The sequence below is a fragment of the Blastopirellula sediminis genome (genome assembly GCF_020966755.1).
Taxonomy (GTDB): Bacteria; Planctomycetota; Planctomycetia; order Pirellulales; family Pirellulaceae; genus Blastopirellula; species Blastopirellula sediminis.
This window is the reverse complement of sequence record NZ_JAJKFT010000010.1, coordinates 2302042-2323159: the sequence shown is the minus strand read 5'-3', so window position 1 is coordinate 2323159 and position 21118 is coordinate 2302042. Positions and strand designations below refer to the sequence as shown.

The window sequence follows — 21118 nt, the reverse complement described above, 5'->3', positions numbered from 1 at the left end:
GCAATCCGCTCCGTTTTGGCGAAGCAATCGGCGACGATGGGCAAGACTTCGCCCGGTTAAACAGGGCGCAGTATCTCGCCTAGCGGCTCCAACTGACCGACAGCGAGATGAGTCCCCCGGGATCGATCCCGAATTGATCGATGCGGTCGCTGGAGAAACCTTGGGCCTGGAAGACTTTTCGGTCAAACAGGTAAGCGGCCGAGAGATCGGCGGAGAATCCCCAGAAGAGATCGCGCTTCAGCCCGATCGTCAAACGTTGATCGAAGAAGTAGAAGCGATCGTTGTTGTCGAGTCGCTCCGACAAAAGGTAGATCTTGTTGTTGACCGAGTAGCCCCCGTAGACGACGACTTTGGCGCCTAGCTCTTGCTCCAAGAGGATGTTGATGTTGGTCAGCGGCGTGTAGGTGAGCGAGAAGGTGCGTTGCTCGGTCGGGCGATACTTCAGCGCGAACGGCAGACCGATGTTCATCTCGAACTGTTCGCTGGGACGCCAGAGATAAGCGATGCCGGGGAGCGGATATGGCAACTGGCTGGTCGGCGAATAGAAGAGGCTGAAGTTCCACGAGTCACGTCCGTCCCCCACGGGAACGTTCACAAAGGCGAGCGCCGACAACGTCATATCGTCGATGGCGTCGAACGGCTTGTTGGTTGCCGTGCCGACGGTCAAGTTGCCGCCGGCTTGCCAACCATTAGCCAATAAACGCATGTGCGTGACGCCGAAGTTGACCTGGTAGAAGTGATCCGGTATTTCAATTCCGGTATCGGGCAAGAAGGCGTCGGAGACGATGTCGAGCTGATCGTACGAAATGTTGGCCGCCCAGATCCGCCCTTCTTCCATCGAGATCGGCAGCGTCAGCGCGATGTTGAACCCGCTCATCGCAAAGTCGCCGTTCTGGCCGCGCAGGTTTTGCTCCGGCGCCCAAAAGACGTACGTCTTGAGCGGGTCTCGCTTCTTGATGTCCAACCCCTTCTTCACCGGCTTCTTCACTTCGTCTTCCAGGAAGTACATCTCTTCCTGAAAGAGCTCGGTCTGCGGATCTTCCGGATGGGGATAGACCACTTCCTGATAAGGCGAAGGAGTTTGATACGACTGTGACCAAGGGACATACTCGGCCGGCGGCATCACCTGCGGGTTCTGGTCGAAATAGCCAGCTTGCTCAGCCGGTGCGGGCTCGGCGAAGGGGTCAAACGACTGCGCAGCGGCGAACTGCTGGCGCCCCAAGGCGCAGACCGCTAGCAGCAGCAAAACGAAGACCCGGCGATTCATTCTGGTCGAGCATCCCTTCTCGATACGACGCGCAGCGCGAACAGTACAAAATACTACAGTTGGCGTCAAAGGGTTTCAGACCATTAGACGTCCAAAATCGGACCGAATCCGGGGCGATTTTCGCTAAGCGCGACGATCTGCGTACGAATTGCTTGCTAGTAAACGGCAAGCAGGCGGTTAGGAGAAAATGCGATGACCAACAAGACGAACCCCCGGATCAATCGGCATGCTCCCTGCGGCATTTGCGGAGGGAGCGACTTCGCCTGGGGAACGCTCATTGGGCGTCCCCCAATCAACGTGCCAAGCGTCAAGCTTGTGTTCGTCTCCGAACAGGACTCGATCTGGAAACAACTGCGAGGAGTTGATACCGCGCATCGCGCCTGTCGAGACTGCGGCGCCATTCAAACTTTTCTGGTCTAAACCCAGGATCGTTCCAACCATGTAGCTGGAGATCGACAAGATGCCTGACGCTCGAGAATCAAACGTCGCTGCCGCCTGCCCATGTTGCGGCGGCAGCGAATTCGTATCAGGAACGATTCAGCCGTACCGCAGCAATACGTTCGTTCCGAAAGACGCCTCGTTTTGGAAGATCCTTGGCGGCTACGCACGGGTCCACGAAGTAACGCACCGCGCATGTTGCGGCTGCGGACTGGTGCTCACCTTTCTCAAACGGCCGTTGCCGCGGCCGAAGTCGGACTAGCCATTACTTCTTCGGCAGCGCCGCCTGGATCGTATCCGAGACATGCTTGCCCAGTTCCTTGTTGGCCGTGCCGTTAAAGTGGACGTTGCCTTTGCTTGTCTTCCACTTGTCCTGGTTCGGCTTCACGAAGCTCCACATATCTTCGACGACGACGTCGGGATGGCTCTTCAATACCTCGAGCGCCGCTTCGTTGTACTTGGCTGCGTCGCCGGGGATGCGGCCATTGGAACCTTCGACCGGCACCGGCGTCGTATTGCGCCAGACCAACTTCGCGCCAGTCTTTTCCATTCGCGAGACGAGCTTCTCCAGGTTCGCCTTGTACTCGTCAACCGAAACTTGCGGATGCGCGTCAGGCGTGTCGACGGCGGTGATCGTCTGGCTATCCCCCAAGACATACTTCAGGTCATGCAGGCCCCAGTTGAAATGGATGACATCCCACTTGCCGTCGCCGAGCCACTTGTCGATGCTCTGCACTCCTTGCCTGGTCGAGGCACAGTTGGTCCCTGGGCGATGAACGTTGGCGATCCCTTTCAGGTTGTCTTGCACCTGCATCGTGTAGCCGATCGAAATCGAATCGCCGATCAGCAGCACGCGCGGCAGACCAGCGACATCTTCGACCTTGTCGAAGGCGGTTCGCTTCTTCGCCGCTTCTTTCTTCTGCGCAAACGCAGGAGCGACAAGAGCGACGGACAACAACAGGGCGAACAAACGGAAAGCGAGCTTCGGCATGGGGCGCTCCTCGGTGAGAAGTTTCAGGCGGGAATCAAAGCTTCTATTGTGATCGACCGCCAGGGGAGATGCGACCCTGGAATCGCCGAATCGAACGCTCCTGGCTTGCATGCCGGCTTACGTCGTTTTACCAATAGGACTTACCGCGACGCGTCCGCAAAGCCGAAGCGTCGGATTGCCACGTCCAAGCCCCTTTTCTCCCCTTCCTAAGCCCTATGACGAAGATCATCTGCATCGTGCTCTGCTCGGTCCATCTGTTGGCGATGGGGATTTCGACGCTGATCGCCGCGTACGAAATCGAGTCGATCCTCGTGACCGGCGTGATTTGTACGGCTACCGGAATCATCTCTGGGATCAGTGCGCTCGTCTGCGGTCGCTGGACGCTCGCCGCCGTCGGCTTCATGGCGCCGGCGATCGCGGCCTCCCTGGTGATCCTGGAGAACTCCTCCTTCCACCTCGGCCCCCAAAGAGCCGCTCTCCCCTTCACGATCATCTTTCTGATCAATCAAGCTATCGCGCTGCCAACGATGCTGGTGCAGTTGCGTCTGATGCTGGAACTCAATCCGCAAGCGAGCCGCCAAATCACGCTGCGCACGCTCATGATCTCCGTCACCGCATTCGCGGTTTGCTCCGCGATCGCCAGACTCTTTCTCCAAAGCGGGCATGGCCGCGCGCTGCTGATGACGATCGCCCTGGGACTCGTCGGGCTGACGATTGTCGGGCTGGGCTTGGTGGTCTATTCCGCAATACGGAGCCGGCGCGGCACAGAAGAGCTTCCGGAAAGAGAAGCCAATCCGGAAGCGGATGCGATGGAGAGTCCTTTCGACGATTAGTCGCCGAGAAGGTGAACTTTGTTAGTTCACGGGGCGAACCAGCACCCGCAGTCGCTTGTGCGTGTACTGCGAAGCGTTGCCGTTGAAGGTCCAATCGCGGGTTTCGCCGGTGCTGTTGCCGATGCCGATGTCGGCGCCGTTGCCGGCGCGCCAGTGATTGATTGCGAAGACCGTCTGCTGGCCGGCGCCGTTGTGCACTTGCATGCTGCCGTAGCCGTCGACCGGGTCAAACTTCGCGTCGCCGAAGTCATAGAGCTGATCCGAAGCGCCAGGGACCTTCGCGGAATTCTGCGTGGCGTAGTTGTTCGGCCAGAACTCAATGTTGCCCCCGTCCAGATCGGTTCCGGTCGCCAGGTCGGCGCCGCTGACCCAAATGGTCAGCGACTTTACCGGCTGTTGAAACGACGCGCCGCTGGCGAAGGTCGGCACGCCGATCTTCGTCAGGTCGTCGGTGAACGCATCCATCGAGACGAACGCCGCTTTCCGTTCGCCGCCCGAGGTTTGCAGTTCCAGCAGATAGCCGATTCGATCGAATTGAATCGGCTGCTTGCTGTTGTCGACGTCGTACTTGATCCCTTGCGGCAGGGTCGCCAGGTCAAGGTCATAGATCAGCTTGAACCCTTTCGCGGCGCCCACTTTCGGCAACGCGTCAGGCTTCGGCACTTCGCCGGCGCGGAACGCCGAGGTCGGCAGACCGGCGCTGTTGACCAGGTTCGGTTCGGCCGCCTTATTCCAGGCGAATCGCATCGCGACAGGCTGGTCGATTTCCTTCGAGGTGAGGATGACCGAGTCTCCGTCAATCCTGGCGTCGGCCTTCACCCAACCGCTGTCGACGCCGATCACCTCGAAATCGGTCAGCGGCTGATCGTCGCGCGACTTGAGGCCGCCGGCGACGTTGTCGAAGACGACTCGCAAGGCGCCCTTCTCTTGCTTCAGCTCTTTGAAGGTCGGCCCATCGGCGACGACATCCTGCTTGTCGTAGACGTCACGCAAGGCGAGGTTCGCCAGACGCAGGCCAACTTCCTGCTTCTTCGGCGGGTGAATGTCGTTCAGCGTGGCGACGTCATTGATCACGACCATGCCGGTGTTCGGAATGTCGAGAGCGGCCGCTTGCGCTTCCCAGAAGATCGGCAACACTTCCGGCTTTTCGTCCCCATACATGTATGGCGCGATCTGGACGTAGAAGAACGGGAAATCTCCCATGTTCCAAATCTTGCGCCAGCCGGTGATCAGCGCGTCCATCTTGTGCTTGTAGAGCATCCCTTCGCCGTGATTCGATTCTCCCTGGTACCAGATGGCGCCACGGAAGGGCAAACCGATCAGCGGATGAATCATCGAGTTGTAGATCGCCGTCGGATCGCCGGCGCCGACATGCGGCTGCAGATCGTCCGGAGCAGCAGGGCTAGCCGGGATCGGTTGGCCAGCCGCTTCTTTCGCTTTCGCGTCGGCAAGCCACTTTTCGACCGCCGCCATGTGTCCTTTGGTCAGCGCGGTGTTTTCGGGCGTGCCCGGCGTGCGGCGCTGGACCATGCTCGACAAGTCCTTCAGTTCGTCAACGCCGGCGAAACCAACCGGCGGGGTCCACGGTTCGATGCGAGTACCGCCCCACGACGAGTTGATCAGGCCGACCGGCACATTCAGTTCTTTGTACAAGGTGCGAGCCATGAAGTAGCCGCACGCGGTGAAGCCGCCGGCCGTTTGCGGCGAGCAGATCTGCCAGGTTCCGCTCACGTCATTCTGCGGAGCAGCCGAAGTGAGATGATTGAATTTGATCTGGCGGATTTCGGGATAGTTGGCCGCGGCGATTTCTGCCCCGGCGTTGGTTGACGACTGAACCGTCCATTCCATATTCGACTGACCAGAGCAGAGCCAGACTTCACCGAGCAGAATATCGCTAAGCGTCACGGTCTGATCGCCGGAGGTCGCGGTCAACTTCTGCGGGCCGCCACCGGCCTTCATCGCCGGAAGTTCGACTTTCCAGTTTCCCTTGGCGTCGGCCGTGGCGGTCGCTTTGTTACCGCCGAGAGTCACCGTGACCTGTTGGCCCGGATCGGCCCAGCCCCAAACCGGCAGCGGCATCTCTTGTTGCAAGACCATATGATCGCCAAAGAAGCCAGGCAGGCGAATTTCGGCGGCGGCAGGCGTCGCGGAAAATGCGACCAGCGCCAACAACAACAGCGCAGGGACGAATCGAAGTCGAGTCATGATGTTGTGCGGGGGGTGATAGGGATGCAGGGATGGGAAAAGCGGCCTGTCAGCCGCTTCGTACTAAGATAATCGCCGGCGCAAGGGGAAGAAACCGTGCCGCCGTCCCCAGCAGTCTAAGTGCTGGGCACAAAAGCATACGCCGAAAAATGGGGCTTTTCCATCAACTTGGCGTCGAAGCGGAGCCCGGCCGCCGCTGATTTCTCGATCATCCAGGCTTCGGTCTCGGGGAAGTCGGAGGCGCGGATGTGCTCGATGGCGATGTCGAGTTGTCGCGACGTCAGTTGATTCCACTCGCTGCGCATGGCGATCGCCAATTGATCAATGCACGCGGTATACGTCTGACCTTCGCAGCAGACGATGTCGGACCAGATGAAAGAGCCGGTCGGTTTCAAGACGCGACGAATCTCGCCAAGCAACCACTCTTTCCGCTCGGGCGAGAAGTGATGGATCGAATAGCTCCCTAGCACCAGGTCAAAGGAAGCGGCCGCCTGATCAGGCAAGTAGGTGGCGAAGTCGCTTTGGGAGAAGGTGGCGGGAATCGGACTTTCGGCCCAGCGCTCCTTCGCGCGCTGCAGCGCCGACTCCGACAGATCCACGCCGGCATATTCGGTCAGCGGCAGTTCGCCGAGCGCACGGGCCGCCAGGTAACTGTCGCCGCAACCGAGATCAAGCGCTCGCCCCGCCAGCTGTTTCGCGGCGGCGTACTGCTGGATCGCCGCCGCCAACGTCTGATGCTGCATGTAGTCATGCTGGATGACGGCGTCGTACAGTTCCCACTGCTCGAAGAGGGCTTTGACCGAATCGATCGCATCTTTGTCCATGATCTTCTTCCTCTCGCTATGGTCCATCCCCGATGTCAGTTCGATTTTCAATTCGTCGCACGAAGCGCGCGGGCGATTTTTTCCAACGCTTCTAGATAACGTCCCACTTCACCTTTGGACGTCAGCAGGAGAAACAGCTTTGTCACCGGGGCTCCGTCTGGACTCTCGAAGTCGATCCCCTGAGGCGCATGACCAATGACGCCGACCACGCGCTCCATCTCATCGATCCGAGCGTGTGGAATTGCGATTCCCCCGCCGATCGCCGTCGATCCTAATTCTTCGCGACGATATAAGGCCTCCAATGCGACTGGCGCGATGCTCGACGCGAGTCCCCCATTTTCTACAAGCAATTCGACAAGCGTCGCCAGCGCCTCGATCTTCGTCGTGGCGGTCAACTCGTAAATCGCCCCGTCGCCAACGAGAAACTGAAAGCCCCCGTCGGGATCCAAGGCCGGCCACCAAAGTAAACTCCCACAATTCGGACAGGGTGCGTCTCCGGGCGGATGAGACGGAAAAATCACAATCGAGTTCCCACATAGAGGACAACGATTTGGCTCCCCCTCAGGAGTACGCGACGCCGGCGCCATGTGTTCCGCCTTTGAAAGTGCCGCTGCTGCGAATTTGGAGTTCGACTTTTGTGAGTCTTATCACACTCGGGCGGTCGCGTCAGCCTGACGTCCCGCTAGCGAGCGAAGAATCTACGCAAAAACGTTTGCTAAGGTTCCTTAACCACATTCTAATAAATCACTCCCCCCTACTCTGCCTTCTTTTTCGGAGTCCCGATATGACCTTGGATCGCTCTTCTTCCGTCGATCGTCGTCAGTTCTTGAAAACGGCCGGAGCCGGCGCCGCATTGGCTGCGACTGCGCCAGGTCTGCTTTTGGGGGAAGAAACGAAGCCGGCGGCCGACGCGAAAACGCCGGAAACGTTGGTCAAGGTCCTGTACGACTCGATGAACGAAAAGCAGAAGAAAGAACTCTGCTTGCCGTGGGACCATACCGACTCGCGCGGTCTGCTGCGAACCCGCGTCCAGAACAACTGGCACATCACCAAGCCGGTCATCAACAGCAATTACTTCACCAGCGATCAAAAGCATTTGATCCGCCAGATCTTTGAGGGGATTGTGGCCGAGGACTGGGTTGAAAAGTTCGATCGCCAATTGAAAGATGACGCTGGCGGTTTCGGCAACGATCAAAACATCGCGATCTTCGGCGCTCCGGGGGAAGACAAGTTCGAGATGGTGATGACCGGCCGTCACATGACGATGCGATGCGACGGCAACTCGACGCCGCACGTCGCCTTCGGCGGGCCGATCTTCTACGGTCACGCCGCGAAAGGCTTCAACGAAAAGCCCGATCACCCCGGCAACGTCTTCTGGCATCAAGCGGTCGCCGCAAACAACGTTTACAAGATGCTCGACGGCAAGCAGCAAGAGCAAGCGCTCTTGAAGACCGCGCCGTTTGAGGAAGACGTCAAGTTCCAGGGGCCGGAAGGAAACTTCAAAGGGATCAAGGTCGCCGACCTTTCGAGCGATCAAAAGGAAGGGGTGCAGAAGGTTCTGCAGACGCTGCTCGCCCCCTATCGCCAATCGGATCGAGACGAGGTCGTCGCTTGCTTGGATAAGAACGGCGGCCTGGACGAGTGCCGTCTCGCCTTCTTCAAGGAAGACGACCTTGGAAACGACCAGGTCTGGGACATCTGGCGGCTCGAGGGACCGTCGTTCGTTTGGCACTATCGAGGTAGCCCGCACGTCCACGTCTGGGTGAATGTGGCCGATACCCCCGAAGTTGCGACAAATACGGGTTAGCTTGTAGGGCTTTGACGCCCCTACAATCGTCACGACCAGCTCACATGTCCCGCTGAATGCGATTCGCCGCAACCTGATAGGACTAGATGATTTGGCAACGGGACGTTTCAGGCGTAGGTTTCGGATGTGGTGTTTCCGCCAGACCCGAATCTGTTTGCGCAAAACCTATGAATAAGCCGAACCAGCTTGAATGCTTCCAACTACTCGAGGAGTTTGCCGATGAGGCGTCGCAAACTCTCGATGTAGAAGCGTCGCTGGACGCTTTACTGGGGGACGACTTCGACGACGTCGAAGTGATGCGTGAACGCCGACGGAGTCCGCGACACCCCTTCCAAACGACGCAGATGTACGCCGAATATGACGGCGAGAACTTGCCGCCGACCGCTCGGTTCCGGCATGCGAAGTTCTATGACATCTCATCGACCGGCATCTCGTTCATGCTGCCAAGCAAACCGACGCATGCCCGCTTCATTTTGGCGATCGGCATCGCCCCGTTCCGCTTTTTTGAAGCCGAACTGGTCCATGTCCGCGAGATGCAGTGCGATGGAACCGTCTGCTACCAATTGGGTTGCCGATTGGTGCGGCGGATCACTCCCAACAAACCGGCCTAGTCGGACGCGGTTGCCACGCGGGCGATTTACGCAAAGAATGAAGGACGCCCCCTTCGTTCCGCTTCCTCCTTCCCCGCAGGCCCGGCGTGCTGATCCGAACTCTATCGCTCTTGCTGCTCCTCGGCTGGGGGACCATCCTCGCCGCGGCCGAGAGCGATACGCTAACGCTGAGCGACGGCCGAACGCTGCAAGGAATCATCCTGGCGCAACAGGATGACGGCGTCGACTTTCTGGAGATCGTGCAACCGGCCGGCAAACCGACGTTCGGCGTCGTCCGCAACTATCCGAAGAACGAGATTCGCGCGATCGCCAAAGCGGACGAAGCGGCTCGCCCTCAATTGATCCAACGCGTCGAACGGCTCCGCAATCGTCTGCAAATCGAAGCGGAGAATCGCGAGACGATTCAGATAAAGCCGGTCAAGCAGGATGGCGTCGACTATCGAATCGTTTCGGCGGAAGGCTACGACTTTTACAGCCGACTCGACGAATCGCTGACGCGCCGCCTGGCGGTTCGCATGGATCAAGCGTCGCAGGCGTTTCAGCACATGATTCCTCCCCGCCGGGACAGCGATGTGCGACTGCGGATCATCGTCTTCGACGACATGCGCGAGTACGCCGACTACACGGCCACCTTTGGCGCGACGGTCCGCAATCCGGCGATCTTCCTTCCGCAGGAACGACTCATCCTGGTTGGAACCGACTTTCGCAGGCTCCAAAGCCAGGCGAAGCAAGCCGCGCAAGAGCATCAGCGACAGACGGCCTGGTGGGAAACGCTCCGACGCGAATTGCCGGCGCGGCTTGACGCCTATCGCAAAGAATTGGCTGCCGCGAAGATCAAGCCGGAAGAGATCGAACAGGAAGTCTCGGTCCGCCGCGAAGCGTTCCAGCGCCAACGCCAGGAAGCGCTGACCCGCATTCGCGCCGTCGAACGGACGAACGCCGATGCGTTGGAAAAAGCGATTGAAGATACGACGCGGCAGATTTATCACGAAGCGTTTCACGCCTACCTCGAGTGCTTCGTCTTTCCGGTGGCCGACTACGACGTGCCGATCTGGCTGAACGAAGGACTCGCGCAGCTGTTTGAACATGGCCAGTTGGAAGAAGACTCGTTTCGCATCGACGCTCCTCCGTCCGATCTGGTCGCTGAACTAAAGCAACGCTTGGCGTCGACCGATCGTCCGCTGTTGGCCGAACTGCTGGAACGAGATAGCGCAGCCTTCGTGCTGACGATGTCGCCGCACCGCGAGCAGCTCGACTACGCATTGGCCTGGGGGCTGGCTTGGCGGCTGGTGTTCGAAGAGCGGCTGTTCGAAGGCAACCGATTGGAGCAGATGGTCACCGGCGGCACTAGCCGACGACAGCGGCTAGAGAATCTGCTGGGTAAGTCGCTCGATCAGTTTGAGCCCCAGTGGCGCGAGTACGTTGAGAATTTGCCTGATCGGTAGCCAGCGGCTCGCCTAGTCGTTCTGAGCGCGGAACTCGTCGACCGCTTCTCCCAGGCGGCGACTGATCTCTTGCAATCGCCCTTCGTCCTCGATCTTGCGTCCCTTCTCGTCAGCGACGTAGAAGACGTCGACCACTTGATCCAAGTGGGTGGCGATTTTGGCGATCGCCACACTGAGCCCTAGCTGGAAAATCTCCCTCGCAATTGCGTAGAGGAGACCGACCCGGTTGTGAGCAAAGATTTCGATAATCGTATAGATCTCGGACGTATCGTTGTCGATTTTGACCTGGGTCGGCAAGACTTGCACGTGAGCGGCGGTTCGGGTCGCTTTGCTGGTCCAGCGAGCGCGGAAGTTGGGAGGCGCGTCGTTTTTATCGAGCACCATGTTTTTGATCTTCGTCGCCAGGTCGCCCATCCGCTCGGCGGCCGGAGCGCCGCTCGACTCTTGATCCACGACGAAGAAGCGATCAAGCACCAGGCCGCCGTCGAGCGTGTTAATCTCGGCCGAAAGAATGCTCATCCGCAAACTGCTAACGGCGCCGGCGATCCGATGAAAGACGCCGGGAACGGTTTGTTCATGGGTGCCGACGGTGATCTCCACCACATCGCGATCCGCGAGATACGTCGTGCTGACGAAGGCGTCGTCGGCCGGCAGCTTTTGCAGTTGCGACAACTCCGCGATGATCTGCTCGGCTGGGGTCTCTTTCAAGTAACTTGCCGGCAGCGCCTCAAGCTGTCGCTGAAACCAAGCCTGATTCTCCTGCTTCTGCGCGAGTTGTTCGAGCCGTTGGCGCTTGTTGCGTGAACGGGTCGACGACTCCCCTGCCAGCTCCACTCCCAAGTGCCCCATCGCCGCGCGATAGAGTTCCGCCAATACGCGGACCTTCCAGTCGTTCAAGACGCCCGGCCCAACGCCGTCGAAGTCGGCGCAGGTCATCACGAAGAGCATCTTCAGCAGTTCCGGCGAACCGACGTCGACCGCAAACCGGACGACCAATTCCTTGTCAGTCGTATCACGACGAAACGCCAAGTGAGACATGACAAGATGGTTTTGCACCAGGTAACGGAGCGACTCCGCTTCGCGCGGCGTCAGTTGCAGTTTGGCGGCGGTCTCCAGCGCGTAACGAGCGCCGACGTCGCTGTGGTCTTCTTCAAAACCTTTTCCCAGGTCATGAATCAGGAGCGCCAAATGCAGGATCCGCTTGGAGCGGAGCGAGCGATACGCTTCGCCGAGCGCGTCATCACGATCCTGGAACTTCGTCGCACAGCGAACCGTCTCGATGCAGTGAACGTCGACGGTGTACTTGTGATATTGATTGAACTGGAGCAGCCCTTTCGCGTGCGACATGCCGGGGATAATCTTCTCAAGTACGCCGAGCTCATTCAAGCGGCTGAGCAACTCGCCCAAACGAGGCGGCTGCGACATGATCGAGAGAAACCGCTTGCGTCCCTCGTCGTCGAGCTGAATCTCGCCGATCGTCTGCATCCGTAACCGGACCGATTCCCACGTCGGATGATCAATCCAACGATCGTACAAGTTGGCCAAGTCCATCAACCGCAAGATCTCAGAGATCTGACCGCTCTTCTCCGTTTTCCAACGCTTCGAGGTGCTGATCACCGACGGACCGACATAAATGTCGCGATCGACGCGGTGCGTCATCAGCGGCGCGAGCGTGTGGTAGAAGATCGAACGGGGACGAATCGTTTCGATAAAGTTGCTGACGACGCTCCGGACGCCGCTCGAATGCAGGAAGTACTGTTGCATGAACTGTTCGACCGGCAACATCCCCTTCGTCCCGACGTAGCCGTATCGATCGGCCAGACGAAGCTGTTCGCCTCGGTCGAGCTGATCGTTCGATTTGCCGGCGTGAAAGTGCATCTCGTTGCGAATCTGCAGAAAGAAGTTTCGCGCGTTGCGCAGAATCTGGCGATCGCGATCCGAGAGCAAGCCGAGCAAACTGAGCGAATCGATTTCGACTTCGCCGCAGCGTGCGAACCCCAGCCAACGCACCAGCTGAATTCCACGCAGGCCGCCGCGAGAGCGTTTCAGGTTCGGTTCCAGCAAGTAAACGGCGTCGCCGTACTGCACTCGTTCGGCATGCCGAGCCTGCAGGATTCCATAGAACAACGAACGGAAGCGGCGACAAGCGCGATTGCGCAGCTGATCGGCGAACGTGCGGAAGAGCGATACGCTCCCGGTCAGATAACGGTTCTCGGCCAGCGAGGTAAAAATCGTCGCGTCTGACAAGCCAAGACCGATCGCCTGGCTCGGCGTTCGCAAACTATGCCCCAGTACGAGCCCGACGTCCGACATGTCTTGCACCATCCGCTTCGCCAGCTCGGCCGCACGCGGAAAGGCTTTCGGATGATGCAGGATCATCAGGTCGACGTCGGAATAAGGCGCCACATCGCGCCGCCCATATCCGCCGTGCGGGACGAGCGTGATCTTCGACGCCAAACCGTCCGGACCATCTTCCCCCAAATCGACCAGCGCCGCTTCGAACAAATCGAGAACGACCTGGTCGAACAGATCGGTCAGCCGGGTGCAGACCTGCACGCCGGGCGAACCTTGATCATGTTGCAGGCGAAGTTTCTCGCGGCCTTTGGCCAGCGTTTCTTTGGCTTTCAGAACGCTGGGTCGCAGGCGGATCGCTGAATTCATCGATTGTCTGGGGCTTGGCGGAGGCGAGTAACGTAAGGGGAGCCGAGTCGTCCGGATTTGCCGACCCCTACTAGGTTAATCGGCGCCGCCGGGTTGCGGGATAAAAACTTACTCGGTAGTTCGTTTCGCGACGGCCCACTCCCGCACCAAGGCGCCGCCGGACAAGTTCTGCACGTCGGAAAATCCGTTTTGCCGCAAGATACGGGCCGCCGCATGGGCACGAATGCCAACGCCGCACGATACGACGGTCGGTTTCGCCGGATCGAGTTCCCCTAGTCGTTGCCGCAGTTCGTCGACCGGAATCGGGACGGCATGGTCGGCCCCCGCCAGCGGTTTGGCGCTCACTTCCTTCGGGGTTCGAACGTCAATCACCTGGCGACCTTCCAGATCAGCGTCGCTTTCCAGGAAGGTGTCGACACCGTCCAGATAGTTGCAGGCCGAAAACGCCGCCATATGAACCGGATCCTTCGCCGAGCCAAACGGCGGAGCGTAGCAAAGATCGACGCCGGCCAGCTGACGAACAGTCGCCCCCATTTGCATTGCGGTGGCGATCACGTCAATCCGTTTGTCGACCCCTTCGATGCCGGCGCACTGCGCCCCCAGGATCTTCCCACTCTCTTTGGCGAAGATCAATTTCAGCGCCAGCTGCTTGGCGCCAGGATAGTAGCCGGCGTGATGGTTGGCGGCGATCGTGACGCTCAGCGGATCAAAGCCGAGTCGTCGAGCCATCTTCATGCTCAGCCCGGTGATCCCTGCCGCTTGATCAAACGCGCGGACGATCGCGGTTCCTTGCACGTCGGGCATCTCGGCCGAGCTGCCGGTCGCCGCATGTTCGCCAGCCAAGCGACCAGCGCGATTCGCCGGTCCCGCGAGCGGAACCCGCTGCTGCTTGCCGGTCGGGCCATACGGATATTCGGCCGCATCCCCGACGGCGTAGATATCGGGATCGGACGTTTGCGAGAAGCGATTGACCGCAATGCCGCCGGTGGCGCCAATCTCCAGGCCCGCATCTTTCGCGAGTTGCACATTGGCGCGAACGCCCAGTCCCAGCACCACCAGGTCGCCGGTAGCCGCTTCGCCGCTTTGCAGTTTGACGCCAGACGCGTTTCCTCGCTCGTCGGTCATGATGCCGGCGATGCCGTCCCCCAGGTAAAGCTGAATGTCTCGATCGCGGAGCGCCTTCTCCAGCGGGTACGACATCTCCGGATCAAGCGGCGGCAAGACTTGCGTTTGCAGTTCGGCCAACGCGACTTTCAGCTCCAAGCGGTGGAACTGCTCGACCATCTCCAAGCCGATGAATCCGGCGCCGACGACCACCGCTTTGCGGGCCGAAGTCTTGACCGCATGTTCGCGAATCTTGTCGGCGTCAGCCAGATTGCGCAAGGTGAACACGCCGGGAGCGTCGGCGTTTTCCATCGGCGGAACCAGCGGCGAGGCGCCCGGCGAAAGAATCAGCTTGTCGTACGCCAGCTCGTAGTCTTCCTGCTTCAAGCGATCCCAAACCGCCAGCTGCTTGGCGCCGCGATCGATCTTGGTGCACTCTTGATTGGCGCGGACGTCGATGCGAAACCGCGTGCGGAGCAGTTCGGCCGTTGCGACCAACAGCTTCTGCCGCTCCGCGATTTCGCCCCCAATGTAGTAAGGGAGTCCGCAATTGGCGAACGAGACATGCTCGTCCTTTTCCAGCAGGATGATCTCGGCCGACTCGTTCATCCGACGAGCGCGAGTGGCGGCCGAAGCGCCGCCGGCGACTCCGCCGACAATGACGATCGTGATTTTCTGGGGCATAGCTAGCGATTCCTAAGCGCGTGACGTAACGCCTAGATTCTATGCCAATTCACCGCAGCGGCTCTAGCCGAGTGCCGGCGATTTCACTCCCCAAATTGCTCGTCAATGTCCTCGGCCGGCGGTTCCGGCAAGAAGAACGAAGCGATCACCCCCACGGCGCAGACGAAGAACGCGACCGCGGCGGCCGCCAATGCGGTCGACTTATCCGGCATCACGCTCGCCAACAGCGACGTCACCATGGCGAACGAAGTGCCGAACATCCGGCCGCCAATGTTGGCCGCGAAGCTTTCGCCGGTCCCTCGCAAGTGGAGCGGGTAAACCCGTGGTAGGTAATTCCCCCAAAAGCTGAACTGCCCGACGGTCAGCACGCCCGCGAGAAAGATCCCGTAATGGAGCATGTCTAAGTTGTAGCGAGCCGGGTAGTAATAGAGAAACGGAACGAAGAAGAGGGCCGGCACCAAGAAGAGCCGAATCAGCGCCACGCGGCTGACGACGACCAGCGCCAGGACCGCCAAGATGAAACGTCCCACTAAACCGCCGATTTCCTGCACGCCGTTTACTTCGGCGGCGACCGCTTGTTCGATCTTCTTTTGCTCAGGCACCGGCTTGTCAGCGGTCATTTCCTTCACCTGCGGCAAGCCCGGCACGATACGCGGCGTTTGCTGCAAAGCGCCGAATGCGATGCCGTACGAGCAGGCGAACATGATCGTGGTGACGATCGTCGTTCGCCGCAGTTCGGGCGAGAAGAGCTGTGCGATGCTCGGCCGTTTGAGCGTACCGGCCGCTTTCTTTTCGGCCCAAGCGGGCGACTCCGGCAGGAACGGTCGAATCACGAGAAGCGGAATCGCCGGGATCACGCCGGAGATGAGCGTGTAGCGCCACGCTTCATGTCCCCCCATGATCTCCGGCAAGTGCGAGCCGTAGTGGATCGCCAGCATGTTGGCGCCGGTCACCAGCATCCCGCCGATCGACGAAAAGGCCTGGGTGAAACCGAGGACCGCTTCGCGACGTTTGGGATCGGGGAACAATTCGGCCAACCACGCGACCGCCGCGACGAATTCGACGCAGACGCCGATGAAGGTGAAACAGCGGAGCACAAGCAGCACGTATACATTCGGGCTGAACCCCGACGCAAAGGCGGAAATCGCGTAGAGCAAAATGCTCGCGACCAACACGCGTCGTCGACCGAGCAAGTCGGTCAGGTACCCCCCGACCAAACCGAAGACGCCGCCGACCATCGCCGGCACGAAGAAGAGGAGCCCCACCCAGAGATTGAACTGCGGCGATCCCGGCGCCGCTCCGATCAACTCTTGCAGCGCCGGCCGCACGATCAGCGGCAGCATCAGCAGTTCGTAGATATCAAAGGCGAACCCGATCGCGGCGATCACGCAGACCGTCCACTGGACGAAAGTTAGTCGAGGAGAGTCAGACATGGAGTGGCGATGTCCTAGGTGGGAAACGGAAGGCAAGGACGCGGCTTAGACCGCATGCGACCTGTCACGTCGAATTTTCAAGAGCCATCGCCCGCCGCACAAGACGACTTCGCCGTAAAATCGCCAAGATTGTTCCATCCGGGACCCCAATCGACGTCGGTTTCGCCCCTACCGTTGGCAACAGCGTGATATGGGCTACACTTCGGAACCGCCGCCCCACTTTTAGGTCGCCAAAAGAAAGTTGTTTCATGGACGTAGAAAACGAAGATTCGACCGATGGTCAACTCGACGAAATCAAACGGCTGATCAAAGAACGCCAGAAGATCGCCGCGATCAAGCTCCTTCGCGAACAGACCGGACGCGGGCTCAAAGAAGCGAAAGATCTGGTCGAGCAAATCGAAGCGAAAATGGTCGCCGACGGCGAACTCGACAAAGCCAGTTCGGTCGGTTGCAGCGGGATGATCCTGCTAGGCGCCGCGGTGCTTGGCGCCGGAACAGCCGCCTGGCTGTTCGCGTAGATTCATGGTGCCATGCTCTCACGGCGATAGCCGAGTGAGCATGTCTTTGCCCTGGTATTACGCAATGAAGACATGCTCATCCCGCGAAGACGCGGCAAGAGCATGGCACCACGAGTTCCTACGTCGGCCATTTCGGCTCGCGTTTCTCCAGGAACGCCTTCATTCCTTCGGCGGCCGCTTCGGTAGTGCGGCTGGTCGCGCTGGCGGCGGCGCCGGCGGAGAGGAAAGTTTCCAGCGTTTCGCCGATCGTTTCGTTCAGCATTCGCTTAGTCAACTGAATCGCTTCGTCCGCTGAGAGGGCGATCTCATTGGCGATTTCCATCCCCCGGGCCCACAGCTTTTCGTGGGGAACCAACTCTTGAAAGACGCCGATCGCTTCGGCTCGCTGGGCGGTGATCGTCTCGGCCATCAGCAGCAGCCGGGCCGCATGCGATCCGCCAACGCGGAAGGTCAGCAGCGGAGCGCAGATCCCGGAGATCACGCCGCGTCGCGGCTCCGGAAAGCCGAACGTCGCTGCGGAACAAGCGATCGCAAAGTCGGCCGCGAGCACGAGTCCCGCTCCTCCCGCGACGGCTGGTCCATTGACCGCGGCGATGATCGGCTTGGGGAAGCGGAGCATCACTTCGTACAAGTCGCGGAGCCGCACCACGTCGTCGCGCCAGCGATCGAACGAGTCTTCTTCGCCGGCCGCGGCATGCATTTCGGCCAAGTCCAAGCCAGAGCAGAACGCACTGCCGGCTCCGGTCAGCAAAACCGCTCGCACGCTCTTCTCGGCATGCAGGTCGCGAAACGCCTGCTCCAGGTCCTCGACCATCGCCCGTGAGAGTGCGTTGCGCTTCTCTGGACGGTTCAAAATGATCGTCCCGAGCGGGACATGCTTTTTTACGACAACGATCGGTTCGCTCATTTTGATCACGCCAGCCTCGACCGGTTGCGACGGACAGTTGGAATAATTCCGCTGTTTTCATAATAGCGAAAACCGCAGAATCGCGACAAGTCATCTAGCAGTAAAGACTTACGATAAATATCGCCATTACAGGGATTATCCCCGTCGGGGGCATAAGTGAAGAATCGAACATGTTGCGTCTGATCAACGTCGCTTATTCCCGCAGTTTTGTGGAACTTTGGCGCGGTTGAAACAGACCTAATTAGTAACGCTTAAAGGAGTTCTATCAATCTTCCGGCCAGGGTCCCCACCTTCCAAACAGCTAATCCGAGGCTTGCTGTCGTTGTTCGTTATCACCAAACCATGCCGGATGATGCTCTCCGGCAACATGAAAATCGCCCAGGAGGCGTCGCTACAAAATTTTAAAGCGTGTGAGGGACTGCGTTTAGGTCGATTTGCGACCGTTCGGTATGGGTTCGGCACGGACGCTGCTTCTATGTGGATCGTCGCCTGATCGCTGACTCGCGGTCGCCCAGTCAGAACTCTTGTGGAGAACGCACCTAATGGTTCACGCGCATGACGCTTTCGATAACGATGACTTCGACCAAGACGAAGCCCGTCGCTATTCGGCAGAAGCCGCTGACGAACAAGATGAGCTGTTTGAAGATCCCAGTGACGACAGCCAGATTGACGACCCGGTCCGCATGTACCTGATGCAGATGGGCGAAATCCCGATGCTCTCGCGTCAGGAAGAAGTGAACGCGGCTCGTCAAATCGAATTCTGGCGAACTCGTTTTCGCCATGCGTTCATCTCGAACGACTTCATCCTCGAGCAATCGGTTCAACTGCTCGAACAAGTTCGCGACGGCAAGCTCCGTCTCGATCGGACCGTCGAAGTCTCGGTCACCAACGCCAAAGAAAAGAAGAACATCATGCGGCGGATCGGACCGAACCTGGTCACGCTCCGTAAGCTGCTCAGCGGCAACGTCGCCGACTTCAAAGTGGTGATCAGCAAGTCGGCCCCGCTCGCCAAGCGTTGTGCCGCCGTCAAAAACATGATCCGCCGCCGCGCCAAAGCGGTTCGCCTGATCGAAGAGTTGAACCTGCGTACCAACAAGATCGCTCAGCTCCTCTCGAAGCTGCGGGAAATCTCGCACCGGATGGACGCCCTGTTGGTGCAGATCGACGAAGCGACCAAAGCCGGCGTTTCTCGCGGCGGCCAGACCGTCGGCGAACTACGAGCCGAACTTCGCTACCTGATGAAGGTGACGCTCGAAAGCCCGACCATGCTCCGTCGTCGCTTGCTCCGCATCGACGAATTCCAGGAAGAATATGACGCCGCCAAGCGTTTGCTGTCGGCCGGCAACTTGCGTCTGGTCGTCTCGATCGCCAAGAAGTATCGCAATCGCGGCCTCAGCTTCCTCGACCTGATTCAGGAAGGAAACACCGGCCTGATGCGTGCGGTCGACAAGTTCGAGTACCAACGCGGCTATAAATTCTCGACCTACGCCACATGGTGGATTCGCCAGGCGATCACCCGCGCCATCGCCGATCAAAGCCGCACGATTCGCGTGCCGGTCCACATGATCGATACGATGGGGAAGGTTCGCTCGGTGACTCGCGATCTGCTGCAAGAGCTCGGTCGCGACCCGTCGGCGGAAGAAGTCGCCGAACGTGCCGGTCTGTCGATCGACGACGCTCGCGTCATCCTGAAGATGAATCGCAATCCCCTCTCGCTCGATCAACCGGTCGGCGATCACGACGACAGCTTCTTCGGCGAGTTCCTGGAAGATCATCGCGACGAAGACCCGCTGTACGAAACCCACCAGCAGGCCTTGAAAGATCGCCTGTGCGAAGTGCTGGAAGCGCTCAACCATCGCGAACGCGAAATCATCCGCCTCCGTTACGGTCTGACCGACGGCTACTCCTACACCTTGGAAGAAGTCGGCAAGATCTTTTCGGTCACGCGGGAACGCGTTCGCCAGATCGAATCGAAAGCGGTTCGCAAACTTCAGCAGCCGTACCGCAGCCGCGGTTTGGCCAGCTTTCTGGAAGGGGTCGACGAAATGGTCGTCGATCATGCCGAAACCGCGTAAGGCCCGACCTTCGCGATAAGGCTCTCAATCTTTGGGTGCGTGAGAGGGCGAGTCCACCAGGCGACAACCACTGGACTCGTCCTCTCCCCTTTTCTTGCTCGCCATTCTTGGCGCCGCTGTGCGCTTCTCAGGCGACAGGTTGCACGCCGGCTTGGGAAGGGGCAAAATACCTGTTTCGTGCGACCCGCCTGGCGGCGAGATCAGGTCGCACGCGATCGCCACACCCCTTCCTATCTATCTACGACGCCTAAGAGGAGCTCCACATGGCACGACCCGTTATGATGTTCACCGGACAATGGGCCGACTTGAAACTGGACGACATGGCCAAGGCGATGCGCGACTTCGGTTTCGACGGCCTGGAACTCGCCTGCTGGGGGGACCACTTCGAAGTCGATCGCGCCAACGCCGAAGCCGACTACTGCGAAAAGAAGCGGGAACAGCTGGAGAAGTATGACCTGCAGTGCCTTGCGATCAGTGCGCACTTGGTCGGCCAGGCGGTCTGCGACATCATTGACGAACGTCACAAGTCGATCCTGCCCGCCTACGTTTGGGGCGACGGCGATCCGGCCGGCGTCAACGCTCGCGCCGCGGAAGAAATGAAAGCGACCGCTCGCGCCGCTCAAAAGTTCGGCGTCGACGTGGTGAACGGCTTTACCGGCAGCAGCATCTGGCACTTGCTCTACAGCTTCCCGCCGGTTCCTCCCAAGATGATCGACGACGGCTTCCAGCTGTTCGCCGATCGCTGGAATCCGATCCTCGACGTCTTCGGCGAATGCGGCGTGAAGTTCGCCCTGGAAGTTCACCCGACCGAAATCGCCTTCGACATCTACTCGGCTCAGCGAGCCCTGGACGCGGTCGGCGGTCGCGAAGAGTTCGGCTTCAACTTCGATCCGAGCCACTTGCTGTGGCAAGGGATTGATCCGGTCGAATTCATCCGCGCCTTCCCCGATCGCATCTACAACGTCCACGTCAAAGACGCGATCGTCACGCTGAACGGCAAGAGCGGCATCCTGGGAAGCCACATCGACTTCGGCGACTATCGCCGCGGTTGGAACTTCCGCAGCCCGGGCCACGGCGGCGTCAACTTTGAAGAGATCATCCGCGCTCTGAACGACATCGGCTACCAAGGACCGCTGTCGGTCGAATGGGAAGACTCGGGCATGGACCGGATGCACGGCGCCGAAGAATCGTGCCAGTTCGTCCGCGACATGGACTTCACGCCGAGCAACGTCGCCTTCGACGCCGCGTTCGACAAAGAGAAGCAATAAGCGAATTCGTCGCTAATATCGCTACAATCCGAGGCCGCTGGATCTGT

18 protein-coding genes are annotated in these 21118 nt (G+C 59.4%); 9 read left to right on the top strand and 9 right to left on the bottom strand.

What is annotated here, in order from left to right; all coding sequences use genetic code 11:
* Positions 1-79: 79 nt before the first annotated feature.
* On the bottom strand, positions 80-1267 hold the full coding sequence (locus LOC68_RS21070) for a DUF6268 family outer membrane beta-barrel protein (protein WP_230222404.1): 1188 nt from the start codon (positions 1265-1267) through the stop codon (positions 80-82).
* A gap of 192 nt (positions 1268-1459) precedes the next feature.
* On the opposite strand from LOC68_RS21070, the gene LOC68_RS21065 reads away from it, so the two are divergent.
* Both LOC68_RS21065 and LOC68_RS21060 read left to right on the top strand, forming a co-directional pair.
* Complete coding sequence (locus LOC68_RS21065) at positions 1460-1687, top strand: hypothetical protein (RefSeq protein WP_230222402.1); 228 nt, start codon at positions 1460-1462, stop codon at positions 1685-1687.
* 40 nt (positions 1688-1727) lie between these two features.
* Positions 1728-1967, top strand: coding sequence for a hypothetical protein (locus tag LOC68_RS21060; protein ID WP_230222400.1), 240 nt, complete (start codon positions 1728-1730; stop codon positions 1965-1967).
* 3 nt (positions 1968-1970) lie between these two features.
* Here LOC68_RS21060 and LOC68_RS21055 read toward each other — a convergent pair whose 3' ends face one another.
* Entirely contained in the window at positions 1971-2696 is a 726-nt protein-coding gene (locus tag LOC68_RS21055; RefSeq protein ID WP_230222398.1) for an SGNH/GDSL hydrolase family protein, read from the bottom strand.
* A 215-nt stretch (positions 2697-2911) separates the two neighbouring features.
* Here LOC68_RS21055 and LOC68_RS21050 point away from each other — a divergent pair, with 215 nt between their 5' ends.
* Entirely contained in the window at positions 2912-3529 is a 618-nt protein-coding gene (locus LOC68_RS21050) for a hypothetical protein (RefSeq protein ID WP_230222396.1), read from the top strand.
* 21 nt (positions 3530-3550) lie between these two features.
* Here the strand turns inward: LOC68_RS21050 and LOC68_RS21045 are convergent, their stop codons facing one another.
* The 3 genes from LOC68_RS21045 to LOC68_RS21035 form a co-directional block, all read right to left on the bottom strand.
* Positions 3551-5734 carry a sialate O-acetylesterase gene (locus LOC68_RS21045; protein WP_230222394.1) on the bottom strand — a complete coding sequence of 728 codons (2184 nt, stop codon included), beginning with the start codon at positions 5732-5734 and terminating at the stop codon, positions 3551-3553.
* 116 nt (positions 5735-5850) lie between these two features.
* On the bottom strand, positions 5851-6558 hold the full coding sequence (locus LOC68_RS21040; RefSeq protein WP_230222392.1) for a class I SAM-dependent methyltransferase: 708 nt from the start codon (positions 6556-6558) through the stop codon (positions 5851-5853).
* A 47-nt stretch (positions 6559-6605) separates the two neighbouring features.
* Complete coding sequence (locus tag LOC68_RS21035; protein WP_230222390.1) at positions 6606-7007, bottom strand: PTS sugar transporter subunit IIA; 402 nt, start codon at positions 7005-7007, stop codon at positions 6606-6608.
* A gap of 335 nt (positions 7008-7342) precedes the next feature.
* On the opposite strand from LOC68_RS21035, the gene LOC68_RS21030 reads away from it, so the two are divergent.
* The 3 genes from LOC68_RS21030 (at position 7343) to LOC68_RS21020 (ending at position 10421) form a co-directional block, all read left to right on the top strand.
* Positions 7343-8365: a DUF3500 domain-containing protein gene (locus tag LOC68_RS21030; RefSeq protein WP_230222389.1), complete on the top strand. Its 1023-nt coding sequence runs from the start codon at positions 7343-7345 to the stop codon at positions 8363-8365.
* 167 nt (positions 8366-8532) lie between these two features.
* Positions 8533-8976: a hypothetical protein gene (locus LOC68_RS21025; RefSeq protein WP_230222387.1), complete on the top strand. Its 444-nt coding sequence runs from the start codon at positions 8533-8535 to the stop codon at positions 8974-8976.
* A gap of 86 nt (positions 8977-9062) precedes the next feature.
* Positions 9063-10421 carry a DUF1570 domain-containing protein gene (locus LOC68_RS21020; protein ID WP_230222385.1) on the top strand — a complete coding sequence of 453 codons (1359 nt, stop codon included), beginning with the start codon at positions 9063-9065 and terminating at the stop codon, positions 10419-10421.
* Positions 10422-10433: 12 nt separating this feature from the next.
* On the opposite strand, the gene glnD is transcribed toward LOC68_RS21020, so the two are convergent.
* The 3 genes from glnD to LOC68_RS21005 form a co-directional block, all read right to left on the bottom strand.
* Entirely contained in the window at positions 10434-13082 is a 2649-nt protein-coding gene (gene glnD, locus LOC68_RS21015) for a [protein-PII] uridylyltransferase (RefSeq protein ID WP_230222383.1), read from the bottom strand.
* Between the two features lie 108 nt (positions 13083-13190).
* On the bottom strand, positions 13191-14870 hold the full coding sequence (locus LOC68_RS21010) for an FAD-dependent oxidoreductase (RefSeq protein WP_230222381.1): 1680 nt from the start codon (positions 14868-14870) through the stop codon (positions 13191-13193).
* 83 nt (positions 14871-14953) lie between these two features.
* Complete coding sequence (locus LOC68_RS21005; protein WP_230222380.1) at positions 14954-16303, bottom strand: MFS transporter; 1350 nt, start codon at positions 16301-16303, stop codon at positions 14954-14956.
* 248 nt (positions 16304-16551) lie between these two features.
* Between LOC68_RS21005 and LOC68_RS21000 the strand changes: the two genes are divergently transcribed.
* On the top strand, positions 16552-16821 hold the full coding sequence (locus LOC68_RS21000) for a ribosomal protein L7/L12 (RefSeq protein ID WP_230222378.1): 270 nt from the start codon (positions 16552-16554) through the stop codon (positions 16819-16821).
* A gap of 118 nt (positions 16822-16939) precedes the next feature.
* Here the strand turns inward: LOC68_RS21000 and LOC68_RS20995 are convergent, their stop codons facing one another.
* Positions 16940-17728, bottom strand: a complete 789-nt coding sequence (locus LOC68_RS20995; protein WP_230222376.1) for an enoyl-CoA hydratase/isomerase family protein — start codon at positions 17726-17728, stop codon at positions 16940-16942.
* A 542-nt stretch (positions 17729-18270) separates the two neighbouring features.
* Here LOC68_RS20995 and LOC68_RS20990 point away from each other — a divergent pair.
* Together LOC68_RS20990 and LOC68_RS20985 are read left to right on the top strand one after the other, a co-directional pair.
* Positions 18271-19803: an RNA polymerase sigma factor RpoD/SigA gene (locus LOC68_RS20990; RefSeq protein ID WP_230222374.1), complete on the top strand. Its 1533-nt coding sequence runs from the start codon at positions 18271-18273 to the stop codon at positions 19801-19803.
* A 263-nt stretch (positions 19804-20066) separates the two neighbouring features.
* Entirely contained in the window at positions 20067-21071 is a 1005-nt protein-coding gene (locus tag LOC68_RS20985) for a sugar phosphate isomerase/epimerase family protein (protein ID WP_230222372.1), read from the top strand.
* The last annotated feature ends 47 nt before the right edge of the window (positions 21072-21118 follow it).

Excerpts from the sequence above, each read along its gene's own strand:
- LOC68_RS21070 (WP_230222404.1), bottom strand. The coding sequence starts at position 1,267 with ATGAATCGCCGGGTCTTCGTTTTGCTGCTGCTAGCGGTCTGCGCCTTG.
- LOC68_RS21065 (WP_230222402.1), top strand. The coding sequence starts at position 1,460 with ATGACCAACAAGACGAACCCCCGGATCAATCGGCATGCTCCCTGCGGC.
- LOC68_RS21060 (WP_230222400.1), top strand. The coding sequence starts at position 1,728 with ATGCCTGACGCTCGAGAATCAAACGTCGCTGCCGCCTGCCCATGTTGC.
- LOC68_RS21055 (WP_230222398.1), bottom strand. The coding sequence starts at position 2,696 with ATGCCGAAGCTCGCTTTCCGTTTGTTCGCCCTGTTGTTGTCCGTCGCT.
- LOC68_RS21050 (WP_230222396.1), top strand. The coding sequence starts at position 2,912 with ATGACGAAGATCATCTGCATCGTGCTCTGCTCGGTCCATCTGTTGGCG.
- LOC68_RS21045 (WP_230222394.1), bottom strand. The coding sequence starts at position 5,734 with ATGACTCGACTTCGATTCGTCCCTGCGCTGTTGTTGTTGGCGCTGGTC.
- LOC68_RS21040 (WP_230222392.1), bottom strand. The coding sequence starts at position 6,558 with ATGGACAAAGATGCGATCGATTCGGTCAAAGCCCTCTTCGAGCAGTGG.
- LOC68_RS21030 (WP_230222389.1), top strand. The coding sequence starts at position 7,343 with ATGACCTTGGATCGCTCTTCTTCCGTCGATCGTCGTCAGTTCTTGAAA.
- LOC68_RS21025 (WP_230222387.1), top strand. The coding sequence starts at position 8,533 with ATGAATAAGCCGAACCAGCTTGAATGCTTCCAACTACTCGAGGAGTTT.
- glnD (WP_230222383.1), bottom strand. The coding sequence starts at position 13,082 with ATGAATTCAGCGATCCGCCTGCGACCCAGCGTTCTGAAAGCCAAAGAA.
- LOC68_RS21010 (WP_230222381.1), bottom strand. The coding sequence starts at position 14,870 with ATGCCCCAGAAAATCACGATCGTCATTGTCGGCGGAGTCGCCGGCGGC.
- LOC68_RS21005 (WP_230222380.1), bottom strand. The coding sequence starts at position 16,303 with ATGTCTGACTCTCCTCGACTAACTTTCGTCCAGTGGACGGTCTGCGTG.
- LOC68_RS21000 (WP_230222378.1), top strand. The coding sequence starts at position 16,552 with ATGGACGTAGAAAACGAAGATTCGACCGATGGTCAACTCGACGAAATC.
- LOC68_RS20995 (WP_230222376.1), bottom strand. The coding sequence starts at position 17,728 with ATGAGCGAACCGATCGTTGTCGTAAAAAAGCATGTCCCGCTCGGGACG.
- LOC68_RS20990 (WP_230222374.1), top strand. The coding sequence starts at position 18,271 with ATGGTTCACGCGCATGACGCTTTCGATAACGATGACTTCGACCAAGAC.
- LOC68_RS20985 (WP_230222372.1), top strand. The coding sequence starts at position 20,067 with ATGGCACGACCCGTTATGATGTTCACCGGACAATGGGCCGACTTGAAA.